The sequence below is a fragment of the Sphingomonas sp. CFBP 13728 genome (assembly GCF_014841895.1).
GTDB lineage: Bacteria > Pseudomonadota > Alphaproteobacteria > Sphingomonadales > Sphingomonadaceae > Sphingomonas.
On record NZ_JACYUS010000001.1, the window covers coordinates 1,428,159 to 1,446,657 of the forward strand.

The window sequence follows — 18,499 nt, forward strand, 5'->3', positions numbered from 1 at the left end:
GCCGCGATGACAACCCTTACGGGCGGCAGAGCATCCCCGAAGGACGCCCCTAGTACCGTCCCCAGGTGAATTTCGAGGACAGCGCGTAGTTCCACACCGCACCGACCAGCACGCCGATCAGCGCGGAGGCGGCCCACGCTCCGTCGCGCATCTCGTACAGGAACGCGGCGATGCCGACATTGGCGACCGCGCCGACCGAGCAGATCACCGCGAACGATACCCAGCCGTCGACCAGTTGCCGCCAGCCCTTCAGACGCCGATCGCGATAGGTCAGCGCGTTGTTGAGGAAGAAGTTGAAGGTGAGCGCGGCAAGCGTCGCCCCGATCTCGCCGATCACGAAATTCGTGCCCAGCCCGACGAACAGCGCGGTCAGCACCGCCATGTGGATGCCGACGCCGAGCACGCCGATCGCCGAGAACATCGCGAACCGCACCGGCACGACGCGCCCGAACATCCGGTCGTAGATCGCAATCAGATATTCCATCGCGACGACGTGATCGAGCTTGCTCTCGCCCTCGGTGCGACAGCGGAAGGTATAGGGCACCTCGACGAAACGCAGCGGCGTCGGCGAGGCGGTGAGCAGGTCGAGCAGGATCTTGAAGCCGATCGCCGACAGCGACGGCGCGAGGCGGCGGACGATGTCGGTGCGGATCATGAAGAAGCCGCTCATCGGATCGTTGAGGTCGCACTTCAGCACGCGGCGCGACAGCTTGGTGGCGAGCGCAGACTTAGCGACGCGGTCGCTGTCCCACTCCCCGGTGCAGCCACCGCTGACGAAGCGCGAGCCGATCGCCACGTCGGTCTCGCCGTCCTTGAGCAGATCGAGCATCTTCGGCAACAGTGTCTCGTCGTGCTGGAGATCGCCGTCGATCACCGCGACGATCGGGGCAGCCGTCGCGCACATCCCCTCGATGCAGGCCGACGACAGCCCGCGCCGGCCGATCCGCTGGATCACGCGGACCCGCTTGTCGAGCCGAGCAATCTCGCGCGCAGCATCGGCGGTACCGTCGGGACTGTCGTCATCGACGAAGATCGCCTCCCAGTTGCGCCCGGTCAGCGCCTGGTCGAGCTTGGCGATCAACGTCGGGACGTTGGCCTTCTCGTTGAACGTCGGGATGACGATCGCAAGTTCGAGAAGGTCGGCGATCACCGGGTCAGCCGAGTTCGGCGAGAACGGCGTCGCCCATCGCCGAGGTCGAGAGCGTGCCGCCGAGATCGGGCGTGCGCGCGCCCTTCAGGATCGCGGCGGCGACCGCTGCCTCGATCCGGTCGGCGGAGTCGGGCAGGTCGAGCGAGTGGCGCAGCATCATCGCCGCGGACAGGATCGCCGCGCAGGGGTTGGCCTTGCCCTGCCCTGCGATGTCAGGCGCACTGCCGTGGATCGGCTCGTACATGCCCTTGTTCGAGTCGTTGAGCGCGGCGGACGGCAGCATGCCGATCGAGCCGGCGCACATCGATGCCTCGTCGGAGAGGATGTCGCCGAACAAATTGCCGGTGACGATCACGTCGAACTGGCCCGGGTTGCGCACCAGCTGCATCGCCGCGTTGTCGACGTACATGTGGCTGAGCGCGACGTCGGGATAGTCGGCCGACACCTCGATCACGACGTCGCGCCACAGCTGCGAGGTCTCCAGCACGTTGGCCTTGTCGACCGAGAGCAGCTTCCCCTTCCGGGTGCGCGCGGTCTCGAAGCCGACGCGGGCGATGCGCGCGATCTCGGTCTCGTCGTAGCGCATCTCGTCATGGCCTTCGCGCAGGCCCTCGGCCGTCGTGCGGATGCCCTTGGCGCCGAAATACACGTCGCCGGTCAGTTCGCGGACGATGACCATGTCGATCGAGCGGGCGATCTCTGGACGGAGCGCGGACGCATCCTCGAGGCCCGCGAACAACTTGGCGGGGCGAAGGTTGGCGAACAGGCCGAGTTCCTTGCGCAGGCCAAGGATGGCCTGTTCGGGGCGGAACTGGCGTTCGAGCGCATCGCAGTCGGGATCGCCGACCGCACCGAACAGGATCGCGTCGGCGCGCTTGGCGAGTTCGAGCGTCTCGGGCGGAAGCGGATGGCCCGCGGCCTTGTACGCGGCACCGCCGACGAGGCCCTCTTCGTAGCTGAGGTCGAGACCGAGCGTATCGAGCACCCGGCGCGCTTCTGCAGTGACTTCGGGTCCGATGCCGTCGCCGGCCAGTATCGCGATCAAGGGCATGTGCGTTTCTCCTGGCGGCCCCTTGCCGGGCGGTGCGCGCTCACGCAACCGCCCTTTTCAGGCGATCGACCAGCCGGTCGCGCGCCGCCAACGGATCGGCGCGGCGATCGACGAGGATGTCGCGGGCGAGGAAATGTCCCGTGAGACGCAGGCCATCGAAGATATCCGGCCAGTCGGCTTCTCCGCCGGTCATCAGAAACTGCGGCAATCGCAGCAGCTTGCCCTCATACCCGAACGCCGCCCCGCGCGAGACCGCCGCGCCACTCTTGGGCGACACGAAGCCGAGATCGTCGTCCGCTCCGGTCGCGACGCAGCGGTCCAGATCGAGCCCGAACCCCAGTTCCGCCAACACTAGTAATTCGTACCGGACCAGCGCCGCGGCCCAACCGCGGGCGGATGGCGCGCTTTCGATCGCACCGAGCACGCCGTCGAGCGCATCGTGGATCTGCGGATAGGGCTGCGCTTCGGGGAGCGCGGCAGCGGCCAGCGCGGTGGCCCATTCGAGCGCACCGGCGGCGAGCGGCTCGCCGTGGAGCGTCGCACGGCTGTGGACCAGTTCGGCGGTCAGCGAAGCGAGTTGCTCGCCGGTGCGTGCGCGCCATTCGCCCTGGATGACGTTGGCCTGGAGCAGCACCGGGCGCATGGCGCGCGACCGCCCGCCGCGAACGTACCCTGGCTGGACGCCGTCGTTGCGGGTGAGCGCACGCACGATCGCGCCATGCTCGCCGTGCTGGCGAACGGCGACGACGATAGCGGTTGCGCGGAGGTGCATGGGGTCCCTTAGCGCTCCGCGATGGCTAGCGGGAGGGCCCAGCGATTACCGGCGGACGTCAGCGGCGCCGCGATCGAGGGCGTTCCGAAATCCAGTTGGACCAGAGTTGCTCGGCCTGACGCCAGCGGGTGCGCAGCGGATCGGGACCGAGCGGCACGTCTGCGTGATCGAGCGCCAGTACCGGGCGATCGGCGAAATGCGTGGTCGGCAGCACGTCGCGCATCTCCGCGAGCATCGCGCACAACGCCTGGAAGCGGCGGACGTGGACGCCATTCGCACGCGTGCCGCGGCGGTTGGCGAGTTCGAAACCATGCGAGACGATCGTCACCGCCGCATGGTGCGACACCGCGGCGTGTTCGAGCGCGTCGTAGCTTTCGCCCGCGGACAGAGCGCAAAGCTGGAATGTGCGAATCCGGCCGCGTAGGTCCTCGATGACCGTGACGGGTACCTCAATGAGATCGCCATCAGGCGACGATCGGACCGGTGCGATCTGGCGTGGGGATAACGAGATCCGGCTCGATCCCGGCGCTTCGGAGCCGTTATGGCTGCTGTCGTAGCGGAAGCCCAGCGATCCGAGTGCGGCAAGCGTGTCGTCGTTGGCGGCATAACTACCCGCGCGGAACGCGATCGGCGCGGGTGCACCGCCCTCGACCAGCAGGTCGATGGCGCGCACCAGCAGGTCGGTCTGTTCGGCGAGGCTGTAGTCGAACAGCGCGAACCGGTCATGCGCGGCCCCGCGGTCGCCAATCCGTGCGGTCGTCCAGTTGGGATGAAGGTGAAGCTGCACCTCCTGCCCGGCTTCGAGAATCGTCTCGATCATGCGGCGCACCGGCGCCAGTCCAAAGGTGATCGCCGGCATCGGATCGACGAAGAAACACGCCTTCAGATCATGCCGCGCCAACTCCGCAAGCTGGTAGCCGAGCCCGACGCCGGCGGGCTCCAGCGAGCGCGCGTAGATCGCGTCGACGTCGAGCCCCGCGACATGGTGCCGCCACGCGAACTCCGTGTCGACGGTAAGAAACACGGGCGTGGTCACGTAACCATTCGTAACAAACGGTCATGAAGATTGCGTTGCACTGCCCTCTGCTCCCCTCGTTTCCGGTCGAGGAATACCCAAACAAGCCACGACAATTTAACGTGAATGATAGAAATCATACACCTGTTGCGCGACCCCCGCCGAGACTCCAGGCGCCTGTTGCAGGTCCTGCAAGCTCGCGTTGCGGACCGCGCGGCCGGTGCCGAAGTGCATTAGCAGCGCCTTCTTGCGCGCTGGGCCGATGCCGGGCACTTCGTCGAGCGGGCTGGCGCCGATCGCCTTGCTGCGCTTGTCGCGGTGGACGCCGATCGCAAACCGGTGGACCTCGTCGCGCAGGCGCTGGAGATAGAATAGCACCGGCGCGTTGACGGGGAGCTGGAACTCGCGACCGTCGAGCATGTGGAACACCTCTCGCCCATCGCGGCCATGCTCGGGGCCCTTGGCGATCCCAACGAGGCACACGTCCTCGACGCCGATCTCCTCCAGCGCGGCCTTCACCGTGTTGAGCTGGCCTTTGCCACCGTCAATCAGCACCAGATCCGGCCAGTCGCCCGAATCGCGATCGGGGTCCTCGGCCTGCGCGCGTGAGAAGCGCCGGGTGAAGACCTCGCGCATCATCGCGAAATCGTCGCCCGGCGCGGTATCCTTGTTCTTGATATTGAACTTTCGATACTGGCCTTTGCGGAAGCCCTCCGGCCCCGCGACGACCATCGCGCCGGTCGCGGCGGTGCCCTGGATGTGGCTGTTGTCGTAGATCTCGATGCGTTCTGGCGGCTCGGCGAGGTCGAACAGGTCGGCGACTTCGCGCAGCAGCTTGGCCTGCGTCGTAGATTCCGCCTGGCGCCGTTCGATCGCCTCGATCGCGTTGCGCTTCGCCTGGTCCATCAGACGACGCCGATCGCCGCGCTGCGGAACCTGCAACGCGATCTTGTAGCCGGCGCGTTCGCCTAGTGCTTCGGCCAGCAGCGCGCCTTCCGTGAGTTCGCGGTCGAGCAGGATCTGCTTGGGCGGCGGGACCTCCTCGTAGAACTGGCCGAGGAAGCTGGTCAGCACCTCGTCCTCGGGGACGTCGTTGGTGTGCTGCGGGAAGAAGCTGCGATGCCCCCAGTTCTGACCGCCGCGGATGAAGAACGCCTGGATGCCGATGAGGCCGTCCTTGCACGCCATCGCGAAGATGTCGGCGTCGCCCACCCCTTCCGCGTTGATCGCCTGCGTGCCCTGGATGAAGGTGAGCGCGCGGAGACGGTCGCGGAGCAAAGCCGCGAGTTCGAAGTCCATGTTCTCCGCGGCGGCCTGCATCTGCGCGCCGAGCTTAGCCTGCACGCCGGTGGACTTGCCGCCGAGGAACGCCTTCGCGTCCTCGGTCAGTTCCCGGTACGCGGCTTCGTCGATCCGGCCGACGCACGGCGCGGAGCAGCGCTTGATCTGGTACAACAGGCAGGGCCGGTCGCGGGTCTTGAAGAAGCTGTCGGTGCAACTGCGCAGGAGGAACAGCTTCTGGAGCGCGTTGAGCGTGTTGTTGACCGACCCGGCGCTGGCGAACGGCCCGTAATAATTCCCCTTCGCGCGGCGCGCGCCACGGTGCTTCTGCACGCGCGGAAAGGCGTGGTCGTCGCGCAGGAGTATGAACGGGAAGCTCTTATCGTCGCGCAGCAGCACGTTGTAGGCGGGGCGGTACCGCTTGATCAGCTGCGATTCGAGCAGCAGCGCCTCGGCTTCGTTGTTGGTCGTGACGATCGTCATCGACCGGGTCTGCGACACCATCCGCTGGAGGCGCTTCGTCAGCCGCTCGACCTGAACATAGTTCGCGACGCGGTTCCGCAGCGCACGCGCCTTGCCGACATAGAGCACGTCGCCGCGCGCATCCTGCATGCGGTAGACGCCGGGGCGGATCGGCAGCGTGTCGAGCACGTTGCGAATCGCCGCTACGCCTGCCGCGAGGTCGGGCGCTTCACCGCCGCCGCGGACGGCGAACGTGGATTTGTCTTCGTTGAACCGGTCGGGGGAATTGGGGGAGGACATTATTGCGGAATCTAGGGAGTGCGAGGGGGTTATGCCAGCTTAAGGCAGTGATGTTCACGCGAAGGCGCGAAGGCGCGAAGAGAAGGGAGGAGTTGGTTCACGCGGAGACGCGGAGCCGCGGAGAGAAGATTCGAGCAGTGCAGCGGTCGCCCTCAAACTGCCGAAGGCTTGTATCGGCTTGAAGCTAGCCGGTCCGTCAGCCCCGTATCCAACACCTCCGCGTCTCCGCGTCTCCGCTTGAACCCACCTTCTCTTCGCGCCTTTGCGCCTTCGCGTGAATCAACCTCTTCCATGCCCTACGGGCAACGAGATTCAGGTTTGGGCGAAGACCTTGGTGCCGACGATGCCGACGACGGTCAGCGCCATGAAGCAGGCCTGGATGCCGCTGACCTTGTCGCCGAACAGGATGACGCCGCCGATGATGACGCCGATCGCGCCGGCGCCGGTCCAGATTGCGTAGGCGGTGCCCGCGGGGAGACCGCGCATGGCGAGCGCGAGCAGGCCCATGTTGACGAAGCTGAGGATGATCGGGACGCTGGAGGCCTGCCACGTGGCGACGGTGGCCGCCCATTTCAGGCTGAGCGCCCAGCAGATTTCGGTGACGACCGCGACGGCGAGGATGAGCCAGGACATAGTTCTTCTCCAACGGGCTCAGATTGGAGACTCGGCCGCCGGAAACCCGGGAAGAGACGGCCGTCAATAATGATGGGTCGTGGGAGGGACGTGCCCTCACCTTCCCACTGCTTTGCGGCGGGCCCATTCCTCTCCCCGAGGGGAGAGGAGCAGAATCAGTTCAGGCGGCTGAGGCCGGAGATCGAGCGGTCGACCATCATCCGGTCGGCGGCGGCGTCGTGGTGCTCGGCGATCAGGATGCCGGCAGCCTTGGCCGCAGCATCCGCCGCCCGCGCGCGGACTTCGGCGATCGCGGCGCGCTCGGCGGCGGCGATCTTGTCCTCGGCCATCTTCGCGCGACGGGTCATGAGGTCTTCGGCACCGGCCTTGGCCTTGGCGATGATCGCCGCGGCTTCGTGGTGTGCGTGGGCCTTCATGGCTTCGGCCTCGACATGGGCGGTCTTGGCCTTCGCCTCGTACTCGGTGCGGATCGCCTCGGCTTCGGCACGGAGCGCCTTGGCTTCGTCGAGCTGCGTGCGGATGCCGGCGATGCGCGTGTCGAGCATCTTGCCGATCATCCCTGGAACCTTCTTCCAGATCATCAGCAGGATGACGACGATCATCGCCACCGCGACCCAGCCGGTCGAGGTCAGGCCGAGCGCGGTCGGATCGGCGACATGCTCGACGCCGCCGGGCGCGGTCGTGTGACCCTGGATGCCCTGGTTGTCGATCGCACCTTCGGGCGCCATGCCCTCTTCGTGGATGACCTTTGCGGCCGAATCTGGATTAGCCATGCGCCGTCGTCCTGCGTACCGCGTCGGTCGCCGCGTCCAGGCTGACCTGGAGACCAGCGACCTTGGCGGCCAATTGCTGTGCTGCTTCGGCGGCGACGCCCTGCAAGTTCGAGAGCGCCTCGGCCTTCGCGTTCGCGACCGCCAGATCGTGATGACCCAGACGCTCGGCGAGTTCGGCGTCGGCCGCATGGACCTGCTGCTCGAACGCGGTCGCCGCACGCTTCGCCGCTGCCGCGGTCTCGGCCTGCGCCGCAACGCGGGCCGCGTCCATTTCGGCCTGCCAGTTCGCCTGGACCGTATCGGCCTGCGCACGGGCAGCGACCGCTGCCGCCAGATCGCCTGCGATCTTGCCTTCGCGCGAGTCCACGTTGGACACGATCTTTGGCACCATTCCCTTGCCGATCCCGAAATACAGGATGCCGAAGGTGAGGAGCAGCCAGAAGATCTGCGAGGCGTAGGTAGCGGCTATCTGGGCAATCTGGGGCATTGGTCTGTCCTGCGTTAATCCGGCCGGGCGCGGTTGCCCGGCCAAATCAGCGAGTGGTTAGGCGACGAACACCAGGATGATCATGGTGACGAAGGCGAGCAGGCCGAGAAGCTCGGCTGCTGCGAAACCGATGAACAGACGGCCCTGCTGGCTGTCGGCTGCGCCCGGGTTGCGCAGAGCGCCGGCGAGGAACTGAGCGAACACGTTGCCCACGCCGAGTGCTGCGAGGCCCATGCCGATCGCTGCGAGGCCGGCGCCGATCATCTTTGCTGCGTTGACGTCCATGATAAATTCCCTTTGAAAATCAGTTAGGTAATGGAAAACTTAGTGAAGGTTTACGGCGTCGTTCAGATAGACCGACGTCAGCAACGCGAACACATAGGCCTGAATCGCGGCGACCAGCAGCTCGAGCAGCGTGATGCCGATCATCAGCAGCATGCTCGGCGCGCTCACCAGGCCGATATACATCCCGCCAAGGTTCAGGCCGTTGATCACGAACGCGGCCAGCACCTTGAGCAGGATATGCCCCGCGGTCATCGCCACGAACAGTCGCAGACCGAGCGAGAACGGACGCACTAGGAACGACATCAGCTCGACCACGAAGATCAGCGGGATCATCAGTGCGGGCGTACCGCTCGGCACGAACAGCGAGAAGAAGTGGAAGCCGTGCTTGCCGAAACCGACGAGCAGGACGATCGCGAAGCTGATCAGCGCCAGCACGCCGGTGACGGTCATGTGGCTGGTCACGGTGAACGGATGCACGCCGGGGACGATGCCGAACGGGAGCAAGCCGATGATGTTCGCGAACAGGATGAACATGAACAGCGAGAAGACATAGGGCACGAAGCGCTTGCCGCCGGGGCCGACATTCTGCTCGAGCATGCCCGAAATGAAGCCGGTGAAGCCCTCGACCGCCATCTGCCAACGACCGGGCACGAGCTCACGCTTCATGCCACCGATCATGAACGCCCAAAGCGCGACCAGCGTCACCACCATCCACAATGCGGAATTGGTGAACGACAGGTCATAGCCACCAACGATCCAGTGCGAGCCGAACGCCGGCTCGATCAGGAACTGGTGCATCGGATCGATCTTGCCGCCCTGTTCTGCCGCCACGTGGAATCCCTGCCGTCTTGATACGACAAACGCCCGGTTACTCCGGGCGTTCGCCTGAAATTCGAATGATCTGCCTGAACGCGACCGCTATCCCGAGGAACAGCAGCACGATCAGTCCCCAAGGGCCAGTGCCGAACCAATGGTCTATCAACCACCCGATCAGCGCACTGCCGACGAGACTCCCGATCAGAGCGGAAATGACGCGATTGCCTTGCGAGTACCCTCGCTCGGAATCCGCCCCCTTCTGCCCCTTTGCCAGCGTTTCCCGATGCTGCGCCTCTCGCAATCGCTCATCGAGCGCGGAAAGTCGCGGATCTTCAACACCCTGGGGGTCCTGTCCGGGTTCGATCTCCGCCACGCACGTTCCTCCACCTGATTTCGCATCGGGGAGGAAGCAAGCAGCGACGAGCGATCCCGCCAAGGCGCGGTCCGTTTAGAAAAGGGGGTGGTGCAAGTCAACCGGTGTGAATTGCGTGTCATGATGTGGCTTGGTTCACAGGAACCCGCCACCCCCCAATCGTCACCCCAGCGGAAGCTGGGGTCTCCCGGTAACGGAGCGCCCCCCCTCCCGCACGAGACCCCAGCTTTCGCTGGGGTGACGGTTGAGGCTACGCGACGGCCTTCAAATCAAACGCAGCGCGAATCGCGTTCGGGCGCACCGGCGGTGCGGGTCTTCCAGACACCGTTCGGCGTCTTGTACTTCTCGCCGGGGTTGGTCTGCATGATCAGGTTGCAGCCGCTCGTGAAGGCGAGTTGCTCGACCGTCGCGCCGCTCGCCTGCGCCTTTGCCGTGTACGCCGACTTGCGCTGGATATTGATGTTGTTGACCAGCGCACGCAGATCACCGCTCGCCGCGCCGACTAGGCCGAGATAGCCGTCGGGCTGCTCACCGACCTCGCCCCCGGCACGCGCCGCGGCATAGGCCGGATCGCGCTGCGCGGTTGCCGCGACAGACAGGCCACCGAGAGCCGCCGCTGCGGCAACCATCATAAGGACCTTGGTCTTCATCTTAAAATATCCCCGGATTCTGCTGGATCAACGATTTCGCCTCGCCATCGAGACGATAGACCACTTCCTGCGTGACGTTGATGTTGAGGTTGATCTCGATCGGCTTGTCGGGCGCCGACACGTTGATGCAGCCCGGCAGGGCGGCCAACAGCCCGATAATCGCGATCGTCCTCGTCATCATGCGCAAGATCGGCCTTTGCTCCAGCTTCTTCAATCCTGTTTCGGTCATGGCACGATCCTGCTTGCGGGAGGCTGAATGGTTGGGGGCTTGGGAGGAGGAGGCGGTGCGGCCTGCTGTTGCAGCAGCGCTGGCAGGTTGCGCTGGATCAGCCGCTTCGGATCGTAGAAGCTCTGCGCCGAATCGAGCAGCCCGCGGAACGGCGCCTTGATACGGATATTGAACACGAACGGCAGTTTCTGCAGGCGGCGGACGATGAAGTTCGACTTCGCCCCCTCGCCCTGGCTGATCCCGGCGAAACGCACGTCCGTCACCATCTCGCCGGCAAGCGGCCCGTTCAGGCCGACGCGCAGCGACTGGTAGCGCAGCGACTTCAGCGCGCCGAATGCGATGTTCGCCCAGACGCCAAGATCCTTCTGGCTAAGATCGCCGACATAGGCGAGCGTCCCGCCACCCGGCCGGACGCGCAGGTCGCCGCCTTCGATCCGGCCGCCCGTTTCGTCGAAGATCATCGGCAGCACGCCGTCGAAGATGCCGGTCGCGTCGAGATTCTTGAAATCGAACTGTTGCAAGAACTGGTCGGCCGCCATGTTGGCGACGTGGAACGTCATCCGCCGCTCGGACTGCGCGGAGAAATCGAGCAACGTCGGGTCGAGCGTTAGCGATCCGCCCGCGAACGGCCACGAGCCTCCCTCGACCTGCACGCGCGCGCCCGGCAGCGTCTGGTAACGGATCGTGCCGTCGCTGACCGGGATGCCGGGGTTGAGCGTGCGGATCGTCGCGACCTGCCCCGGCGCGCTCTGGAGGTTGAGCAGGTCGGTGAAGCGAATCTCGGTGGCGATTCCCGTGACGGGGCCAAATGCGGCGGCAAGATCGGTGCCGGCGGTGCGGAATACGCCGGTGCTGGTCACGCCGTCGGGGTTCCAGGCGATATGCCCCTCGCCGCTGACCGATCCGTTGACGTCGGCGATCACGCCGAAGGTCAGCGGGGTCAGCGCGTCGGGTTGCAGCTTGTCCTTGGCGAACGCGATCGCGGGGACGTTGAGGTCCGCCTTGCCTGCACCGGCACCCAGCGCGTGAGTCAGCTTGACGTCGGCGACCTTGGTGTTGGTGGTCGGTTCGAACAGCGTGGCCGCCGCGGTAATCGTGCCGTTGACGAGCGCGAGCGTAACGCTGCGGGCAGCAAGCGGCTTGAAGCGCGGGGTCGGCGCGGCATCGGATACCCCCATCGCGCCGGTGAGGTTGAGCGCGCCCTTGACGAGCGTCCAGTCGCCGGCGGCTTCGCCGAGCAGCAGCGGCACGTTGGCAATCTGTCCCGAGCCACCCGTGAACGCGCCCGCCACGCCCTGCTCGGTCATGCGGCCCGTGACGGTGGCGAAGTCGAGTCGCGTGACACGTTCGGGCGCACCGATGCGGATCTGCACGCCGTCGATCGCAAAGCCGCGATCCGCCAGCCGCACGGTCGCTCCCGCGGTCGCGAGCGTGATCGGGGTCGTGCCGAGTCGCCCACTCAGCTTTGCCGCGGCGATCTTCGCGCCGCCGCTGACTTGCGCGCCGTTGATCTGCACCAGCGCGCCATCAATCGGGCACAAGGTCAGCCGTGACGGATCGAGCACGAGGCCGGAGATCGCAAAGCGCTGGACTGCCAAAGGCACGCAACCGGTGTTGACAACCAGCCGCCCGCGACCGTCCCAAAGCGCCGCGACTGGGATCGACAGGCCGTCGACCCGGTTGCCGGAACCGCCCACTCCTATTGGCCCCGCGAGCGTGACGCGCGTCGCGATCGAGGTTGCCCCGCCCGGCGTTGCGTTGAAGGTGACGGGCGTCAGCGCCAGTCGCGCGCCACCCGCTGCATAAGGCGCGATGGTGGCAACACCGCGGATCGCCGCCCCGGGTTTCGCCTGCGCCAGCGACACGCGCGCCTCGGGCAAGCCGCCGCCGCGCATCGCAAGCACCGTGTGGAGCCGCACGCCACCGTTCGGCCAGCCGAATGCGACCCCGCTCCCGCCGCCAAGCGCCACGCGCGCACCACTGGCGGAGGCGAGCGCCAGACGCGACAGCACGGCCTTGCCGCGCCCGCCGCCGATCCGCACGCGAAGGTCGGCGTCAGCGGCAAATCCGCGGCCGGCCTTCTGGATCGCCTGTGTCACCGCACTCGCCAACGGCGCTACGGGCGTCCCCGCGGCCGCACCGCCGATACCCGCCAGCCCCGCGAGTCGCTTCCGCGCCACCGCGGCGCCGCTCGCCTGAACACGCCCATCGAACGCGATCTGCTGGCCGATCCGGTACGTGCCCGCGAGCGCAACCCGCCGCGCGCCGCCCTCGGTGGTGCGAACCGTGTCGGCGGCGATGACCGCCTTGCCGCCGGTCGCCGCCGCGGTGCCGGTGAAGTCGATGGTGCCCCCGACACTTGCCAAAGTCGCGCCCGGCGTCCGTGCAGCGCCCGTCTTGAGCGTCGCCTTACCCTGCCAGCGATCGAGCGCGGCCGAGAGTCCGACGTCCAGATCGGCCACGATCCGCTCCGCCTGCGTCGTCCCGCAGGCGAGCCGCGATACGCGCACCGGCCCCGTGATCGTCGGTTTGGCCGCGTCGATCTGCAACTTCACCGCCGCCGCGAGCCGGTCGATCACGCACCCGCCGAGATCGAGCCGCTCGCTGATCGCTGCCAACGACCCGCGGAACCCGTCGTCGAGCTTGCCGGAGCCCGCCAGCTTCAACCCGACGATCCCCTGCGGAGTCTCCAGCCGCATCCGCCCATCGGCCACCGACACGTCGAGCGCCGGTAATGCGAACGGCTTCCCCGACGGCGCGGATAACAACCTATCGATCGCGCCGAGCGACACTTTCCCGTCCACCAGTCGCCCGCGCAGCCGGACCTTTCCCGCGCGCACGCCCTCCAGATACGGCCCGGACAGCCCGACGCCGGTCCGCGTTTCGACCCAGTCGGCGACCAAGTCGGGATGCGCCGGATCGCCGATCACGACGTTGGTCAGTCGCTGGCCGCCCAGCGCGAGGTCGGCAATATCGTACCGCGCAGGTACGCCGGCCTTGGCGAGTTCTCGGTCGATGAACCGCTCGGCGATCGGCTTTCGTACCAGCCACAGCACGACCAGCGCGGCGATCAGGAGCAGCGCGATCCCCAGCGCAACGCGGCGGGCAGTCGCAGGACGGCGAGGATCGGCCCCGGGGTCGGCCCCCGTCTCGCTCGTCTCGGTCACCAACTCACTCCGCCACGCTTTCAAGGCCTGCATAGTCGGGAGCAAGGCCGTCATGCAATTGCCCAGGGATGTGCTAGCATCGCAAAATGGCCGATCCGGACGAAGACGATGACGTCCGGGGGGACGATCTGAAGGGCCATCGCGGCCGCCTCCGCAAACGCCTGTTCGAAGGCGGCAGCAACGCGCTGCTCGATCACGAACTCATCGAATACCTGCTCGCGATCGCCATCCCGCGCGGCGATACCAAGGCGCTCGCCAAGGCGCTGATGCGCGAATTCGGCGGGATCGGCGGTGTGCTGACCGCGGATGCCGAGGCGCTCGGCCGGGTGAAGGGCATGGGCGAAATCTCGACCGCCGCGATCAAGATCGCGCACGCCGCCGCGATCCGCCTGCTCCAGTCGCACGTCAGCGACCGCCCGGTGCTCGCCAACTGGCAAGCGCTGCTCGATTATCTTCGCGCGGACATGGCGCACCACGCGATCGAGCGCTTCCGCGTGCTGCACCTCAACACCAAGAATATGCTGATTCGCGACGAGGTGATGAGCAAGGGCTCGATCGACCAGGCCGCGGTGTACGTCCGCGAAGTCATCCGCCGCGCGATCGACCTCGGCTCCGCGTCGATCATCCTCGTCCACAATCACCCGAGCGGCGACCCCTCCCCCAGCCGCGCCGACATCGACATCACGCGGACCATTGCCGAGGCAGGCAAGCGGCTCGGCATCACCGTGCACGACCATATCGTGATGGGCACCGGCGGCCATGTCAGTTTACGCGCGCAGGGATTGATCTAACGCAGTGAGAAATAGGCGGCCGAGCCGGGATATCGCCGTGTCTTTTGACGGCGACCTTCGTTGACCTGACGAAGGAGTACCCGGTGGTGGACAACAGATTGCACGACGAACCCTCGACGGTGACCGCCGAACACGGACAGGTCATGGTCGATGGACCCGACGGCGTCGCGGTGTCGCTGACCCCCGAAGCCGCGGCCGAGACGTCGGATCGACTGCTCGATGGTGCCGCCGAGGCGCAAGGCCAGATCCTTGCCGAAACCCGCGCAGCCGAAGAACGAGCCGCCCGCAAGACCGGTTGATCCACGGCAAGACGCTGCGCCGCATTCCCGAGTATCCATCTGTCACCAAGACAGACCGGAGACCCGATGCGCCAAATTCTCTACGTCAGCTCGAGCACGGTTACGGGCGACAAGGCCGACCTCGTGGGAATATTGGAACAGTCGCGCCATAACAACGCGATAGACGGCATCACCGGTTTACTGTGGTCCGACGGTACGCGGTTTCTACAAGTGATCGAGGGTCCGACTGCAAGCATCGACTCGACGTTCGAGAGGATCTTGAACGATCATCGCCACCACGGCCTGTCGTTGCAGCACAATATCTCGATCCGCGACCGTCAGTTCGGCGGGTGGACGATGGCACACCGCCGCGCGACGGATCCGGTGGACGCGTATGACGCGCGTATACGGCGGCTGCTCGCCAGCGCCTCGGACGCCGTCCGCAGCCCGTTCCTGTCCCTGATGGCGACGGGAACGCTTGGTACCTGATCGAAAAGGCCGCCGAACGCATGCGGCGGCCCTGTATCCTGCGGCATGTCGTGCGACGTGTCGTGCGACGGCGGCGTAACCCGGCCGGGGCAGATCAGCCCTGCGACAGGAAGCTGGTCAACTCGGTCTTCGTCAGCGACTTGTTCTTGTCGGTATCGGCCTGCGCAAACGCCGTGGAGACCCACTTCTTCGTCTCGGGCGCATCCGGCTTGGTCGTCGGATCGGTCTTGCTCTTCAGCGCGACCATCCAGCCGCCGAACTCCGTCGCGCTGAGCTTGCCGTCGCCGTTCTTGTCATAGGTCGGAAATTCGGTGTCGACGACCTGTGCCACCTGACTGCCCGTCGCCGGCTGTTCGCGTGCGGCGGACTGCATCGGCACCGCGTCGGTCGGCGTGCCCTGTTGTCCGGATACAGCAGCATCGCCGGGCGTACTGGATGGAACAGCAGCCGTACCGGATGGCGAGCCCTGCACCGGCCCGGTCGTGGTTTGCGCCAATACCGGCGCAGCGATCATCGCCACACCTGCAATCATAGCAAATTTCAACATTGCATATCTCCAATGCAGTTCTACGCTTGTACTGAAGGCTCGTGCTATCGATCCGATTATAGTCTCGATACCGCGATCAATCTATTATCGGTATACGCCGACGTACTTCGATACATAACCCCTTGGCGGTGATTTGAACCTTCCCCTGCGTCCTGCTACCGCGTTTCGCGGGCAACCGCGGGCCGGATGGCACGCGATGCGCCCTACCCTTCACGCTCCCGAGGAAACCCGATGGTCCCCCGCTATTCCCGCCCCGACATGGTCGCGATCTGGACGCCCGAAGCGCGCTTCAAGATCTGGTTCGAGATCGAGGCGCACGCCACCGACGCGCTCGCCGAACTCGGCGTGGTCCCCAAGGAAGCCGCCGCCGCGATCTGGGAAAAGGGCGCGTTCGAGGTCGACCGGATCGACGAGATCGAGCGCGAGACCAAGCACGACGTCATCGCCTTCCTGACCAACGTCGCCGAGCATGTCGGCCCCGAAGCACGCTTCATGCATCAGGGCATGACCTCGTCGGACGTGCTCGACACCTGCCTCGCGGTGCAGCTGGCCAAGGCGAGTGACATCCTGATTGCCGATCTCGATGCGTTGCTCGTGGTGCTCGAACGCCGCGCGCGCGAGCACAAGATGACGCCGACGATCGGCCGCAGCCACGGTATCCACGCCGAGCCGGTGACGTTCGGGCTGAAGCTCGCGCAGGCGCATGCCGAGTTCGCGCGCAACCGCGCGCGGCTGGTGGCGGCGCGCGAGGACGTCGCGACCTGCGCGATCTCGGGTGCGGTGGGGACGTTCGCGAACATCGATCCGTTCGTGGAAGAGTATGTCGCCGGCAAGCTCGGACTGTCGGTCGAGCCGGTCTCGACGCAGGTCATACCGCGCGATCGTCACGCGATGTTCTTTGCGACCTTGGGCGTGATCGCCAGCTCGATCGAGCGGCTCGCGACGGAGGTTCGGCATTTGCAGCGGACCGAAGTGCTCGAAGTCGAAGAGTTCTTTTCGCCGGGCCAGAAGGGTTCGTCGGCGATGCCGCACAAGCGCAACCCCGTGCTGACCGAGAACCTCACGGGTCTCGCGCGGATGGTGCGCGGGTACGTCACGCCGGCAATGGAGAACGTCGCGCTCTGGCATGAGCGCGATATCTCGCACTCGTCGGTCGAGCGGTACATCGGACCCGATGCAACGATCACGCTCGACTTCGCGCTGGCGCGGCTGACCGGGGTGATGGACAAGCTGGTCGTGTACCCCGAGCGGATGTTGAAGAACCTCAACAAGATGGGCGGCCTCGTCCATTCGCAGCGCGTGCTGCTGGCACTGACGCAGGCGGGCGTGAGCCGCGAGGACGCGTACCGGCTGGTCCAGCGCAACGCGATGAAGGTGTGGGACTCGGACGGCGCGCTGTCGCTGCTTGAGCTGCTGAAGGCGGATCCGGAAGTGACGCTGTCGGATGCGGAGCTCGAGGACAAGTTTGACCTCGGCTATCATTTGAAGCACGTCGACACGATCTTCGCACGGGTATTCGGCGCGGCCTGACTCCCCTGGGCCTCCTGACGAAAGTCGGGATCCAGAGTAATTAAACGCCGTCCTGCTTGGCTCTGGATCCTGACTTTCGTCAGGATGACGGGTTGAGCTGGACGGCAGGCCGCCCCGGGATCGCGCCGATTGCACGCAACGCAATTGCGATTACGTGTTACAAAATTGCGACAACGCGCAACTATGACCATATGCCGCTTGCCGGATATTGTTCCGGCATCGGAGACCTACCCATGCGCATGTTCGAAACCGTGACCAGCACCATGCTGGCGATCGCGGCTCAAGCGCTGGTGGTCGGGGTGGTCATCACCGCCTTCTGAGCCATCGGCCCGCCCGCCCCCTCCCGAGGGGGCGCGGCTAGGGCCCAGGTTTACGCGGACGATGTGCCGATATCTGGCGAAAACTCCCGCAACATGGTCGAAGCCCGGCGTTCTCGAATGCCTGGCTCTAGAACATATACAAGCATCACAACAACTTAGGTGTTTGGCATCATTAATGCAGTGACCGGGATATGGCGCACTTGAGCGCTATTCCGTGAAAGGCATTGCATGTTCAACTCGCCCTCGCTCCGCTCGGTTTTCATACTCTCTGCAAGCATCGCCGCACTGACCGGCGTATCCGCACCCGCATACGCGGCAGGCGAAAAGCCCATCCTGATCAAGATGCCGGCAAGCGTCTTCAAGGACGACACTAGCCGCGTCTGCATGCCGCGTACGGTTCTGGGTCGTAAGGTCGACAAGACGTTGCCAGAGACGATTTGCGAAACGCGGTCCGAATGGAGCACGCGCGGGGTTACCATCGTCACGAAATGAGCCCGACACCCGCCCCGGGAGCATAGTTTGCTGCCGGGGCTGGCGACGCTCGATGTACGTCAAGCCATTGGCGCTAGCGCCAGCCAATCACCGCTTGCGCGGATAGCGCGCGGCGAACTCCTCGTCGGACATCATCAGGTAGCGGATCATATCGATCAACGCCCAGGGCGCGCTGATGACCAGGCCGACGACCGTGAGCGTAAGCACCAGCATGACGATCCCGGAGCCGGTCCGGCCGAGGTAGAAGCGGTGGATGCCGAGCGTGCCGATCACGAACGCCATCACTGCCGCGACGTATTTGTTGCGATCGTTGGTTGGGAGTGCCTCGGGCGGTACGGCGCGACGCGGGCCCGGCGCGGTGGGCATCGGAAAGACGCTGAGCGCGCGGTCGTTGGCGGCCTCGAAATCGACCTCGATACCGATCGCGGGTTCGCCGCGGTGCGCCCAATCCTCGCGAGCGAACCGGTAACGTTGTCCGTCCTGCCCCGCGACGAGCCCTTCGCCCGTGCGGGGATCGACGCCTAAAACCTGTCCGCGCATGTCATTCCTCAGTGTTCGTTTCGCATTCTGGCGGATGATGCGGATCAGGCAAGCTTGAACTCATGCTT

At 65.8% G+C, this 18,499-nt stretch carries 22 protein-coding genes; 6 read left to right on the forward strand and 16 right to left on the reverse strand.

Annotated features, from left to right (window positions below):
• Nucleotides 1-49: 49 nt before the first annotated feature.
• The 14 genes from IFT67_RS06405 to IFT67_RS06470 form a co-directional block, all read right to left on the reverse strand.
• Nucleotides 50-1,147 (reverse strand): glycosyltransferase, encoded by a 1,098-nt coding sequence (locus IFT67_RS06405; RefSeq protein WP_192146538.1) that lies wholly within the window; start codon nt 1,145-1,147, stop codon nt 50-52.
• A 7-nt stretch (nt 1,148-1,154) separates the two neighbouring features.
• Nucleotides 1,155-2,201 (reverse strand): 3-isopropylmalate dehydrogenase, encoded by a 1,047-nt coding sequence (leuB, locus tag IFT67_RS06410; RefSeq protein ID WP_192145631.1) that lies wholly within the window; start codon nt 2,199-2,201, stop codon nt 1,155-1,157.
• A 40-nt stretch (nt 2,202-2,241) separates the two neighbouring features.
• Nucleotides 2,242-2,973 (reverse strand): DNA repair protein RecO, encoded by a 732-nt coding sequence (recO, locus tag IFT67_RS06415; RefSeq protein ID WP_192145633.1) that lies wholly within the window; start codon nt 2,971-2,973, stop codon nt 2,242-2,244.
• 58 nt (nt 2,974-3,031) lie between these two features.
• A complete protein-coding gene (locus IFT67_RS06420; RefSeq protein WP_192145635.1) occupies nt 3,032-4,009 on the reverse strand; it encodes a polysaccharide deacetylase family protein in 978 nt (325 codons plus the stop codon).
• Between the two features lie 96 nt (nt 4,010-4,105).
• The gene (gene uvrC, locus IFT67_RS06425; RefSeq protein WP_056055419.1) at nt 4,106-6,031 is read right to left on the reverse strand and encodes an excinuclease ABC subunit UvrC; all 1,926 of its coding nucleotides are present in this window, start codon (nt 6,029-6,031) and stop codon (nt 4,106-4,108) included.
• A 312-nt stretch (nt 6,032-6,343) separates the two neighbouring features.
• Nucleotides 6,344-6,664, reverse strand: coding sequence for a DMT family transporter (locus IFT67_RS06430; RefSeq protein WP_056488555.1), 321 nt, complete (start codon nt 6,662-6,664; stop codon nt 6,344-6,346).
• Between the two features lie 155 nt (nt 6,665-6,819).
• On the reverse strand, nt 6,820-7,392 hold the full coding sequence (locus IFT67_RS06435) for a F0F1 ATP synthase subunit B family protein (protein WP_181321102.1): 573 nt from the start codon (nt 7,390-7,392) through the stop codon (nt 6,820-6,822).
• Between the two features lie 37 nt (nt 7,393-7,429).
• On the reverse strand, nt 7,430-7,924 hold the full coding sequence (locus tag IFT67_RS06440) for a F0F1 ATP synthase subunit B family protein (RefSeq protein ID WP_107961470.1): 495 nt from the start codon (nt 7,922-7,924) through the stop codon (nt 7,430-7,432).
• 57 nt (nt 7,925-7,981) lie between these two features.
• Nucleotides 7,982-8,209 (reverse strand): F0F1 ATP synthase subunit C, encoded by a 228-nt coding sequence (locus tag IFT67_RS06445; protein WP_031394300.1) that lies wholly within the window; start codon nt 8,207-8,209, stop codon nt 7,982-7,984.
• A 39-nt stretch (nt 8,210-8,248) separates the two neighbouring features.
• Nucleotides 8,249-9,007 (reverse strand): F0F1 ATP synthase subunit A, encoded by a 759-nt coding sequence (locus IFT67_RS06450; RefSeq protein ID WP_056056028.1) that lies wholly within the window; start codon nt 9,005-9,007, stop codon nt 8,249-8,251.
• A 70-nt stretch (nt 9,008-9,077) separates the two neighbouring features.
• Nucleotides 9,078-9,398 carry an AtpZ/AtpI family protein gene (locus tag IFT67_RS06455; protein WP_192145637.1) on the reverse strand — a complete coding sequence of 107 codons (321 nt, stop codon included), beginning with the start codon at nt 9,396-9,398 and terminating at the stop codon, nt 9,078-9,080.
• Between the two features lie 269 nt (nt 9,399-9,667).
• Nucleotides 9,668-10,048 (reverse strand): YdbL family probable chaperone protein, encoded by a 381-nt coding sequence (locus IFT67_RS06460; protein ID WP_093399745.1) that lies wholly within the window; start codon nt 10,046-10,048, stop codon nt 9,668-9,670.
• Nucleotide 10,049: 1 nt separating this feature from the next.
• On the reverse strand, nt 10,050-10,277 hold the full coding sequence (locus IFT67_RS06465) for a YnbE family lipoprotein (protein ID WP_431358313.1): 228 nt from the start codon (nt 10,275-10,277) through the stop codon (nt 10,050-10,052).
• Nucleotides 10,274-13,444 carry an intermembrane phospholipid transport YdbH family protein gene (locus tag IFT67_RS06470; RefSeq protein WP_342450571.1) on the reverse strand — a complete coding sequence of 1,057 codons (3,171 nt, stop codon included), beginning with the start codon at nt 13,442-13,444 and terminating at the stop codon, nt 10,274-10,276. Before IFT67_RS06470 ends, IFT67_RS06465 begins: the two co-directional genes overlap by 4 nt.
• Nucleotides 13,445-13,530: 86 nt before the next feature.
• Here IFT67_RS06470 and radC point away from each other — a divergent pair, with 86 nt between their 5' ends.
• The 3 genes from radC to IFT67_RS06485 all read left to right on the forward strand — a co-directional run bounded on the left by radC (nt 13,531) and on the right by IFT67_RS06485 (nt 15,002).
• Nucleotides 13,531-14,235 carry a RadC family protein gene (radC, locus tag IFT67_RS06475; RefSeq protein ID WP_192145639.1) on the forward strand — a complete coding sequence of 235 codons (705 nt, stop codon included), beginning with the start codon at nt 13,531-13,533 and terminating at the stop codon, nt 14,233-14,235.
• A gap of 86 nt (nt 14,236-14,321) precedes the next feature.
• Nucleotides 14,322-14,534 carry a hypothetical protein gene (locus tag IFT67_RS06480; RefSeq protein WP_192146643.1) on the forward strand — a complete coding sequence of 71 codons (213 nt, stop codon included), beginning with the start codon at nt 14,322-14,324 and terminating at the stop codon, nt 14,532-14,534.
• A gap of 66 nt (nt 14,535-14,600) precedes the next feature.
• Nucleotides 14,601-15,002, forward strand: a complete 402-nt coding sequence (locus IFT67_RS06485) for a BLUF domain-containing protein (RefSeq protein WP_192145641.1) — start codon at nt 14,601-14,603, stop codon at nt 15,000-15,002.
• Nucleotides 15,003-15,096: 94 nt separating this feature from the next.
• On the opposite strand, the gene IFT67_RS06490 is transcribed toward IFT67_RS06485, so the two are convergent.
• Nucleotides 15,097-15,549: an EF-hand domain-containing protein gene (locus IFT67_RS06490; protein WP_192145643.1), complete on the reverse strand. Its 453-nt coding sequence runs from the start codon at nt 15,547-15,549 to the stop codon at nt 15,097-15,099.
• A gap of 231 nt (nt 15,550-15,780) precedes the next feature.
• Here IFT67_RS06490 and purB point away from each other — a divergent pair, with 231 nt between their 5' ends.
• From purB to IFT67_RS06505, 3 genes are all read left to right on the forward strand, one after another.
• Entirely contained in the window at nt 15,781-17,079 is a 1,299-nt protein-coding gene (gene purB, locus IFT67_RS06495) for an adenylosuccinate lyase (protein WP_192145645.1), read from the forward strand.
• Nucleotides 17,080-17,171: 92 nt separating this feature from the next.
• Nucleotides 17,172-17,399 (forward strand): hypothetical protein, encoded by a 228-nt coding sequence (locus IFT67_RS06500; protein WP_192145647.1) that lies wholly within the window; start codon nt 17,172-17,174, stop codon nt 17,397-17,399.
• Nucleotides 17,400-17,627: 228 nt separating this feature from the next.
• Nucleotides 17,628-17,891 carry a hypothetical protein gene (locus tag IFT67_RS06505; RefSeq protein WP_192145649.1) on the forward strand — a complete coding sequence of 88 codons (264 nt, stop codon included), beginning with the start codon at nt 17,628-17,630 and terminating at the stop codon, nt 17,889-17,891.
• Nucleotides 17,892-17,978: 87 nt separating this feature from the next.
• Here IFT67_RS06505 and IFT67_RS06510 read toward each other — a convergent pair whose 3' ends face one another.
• Complete coding sequence (locus IFT67_RS06510) at nt 17,979-18,431, reverse strand: TM2 domain-containing protein (protein WP_107961461.1); 453 nt, start codon at nt 18,429-18,431, stop codon at nt 17,979-17,981.
• Between the last annotated feature and the right edge of the window lie 68 nt (nt 18,432-18,499).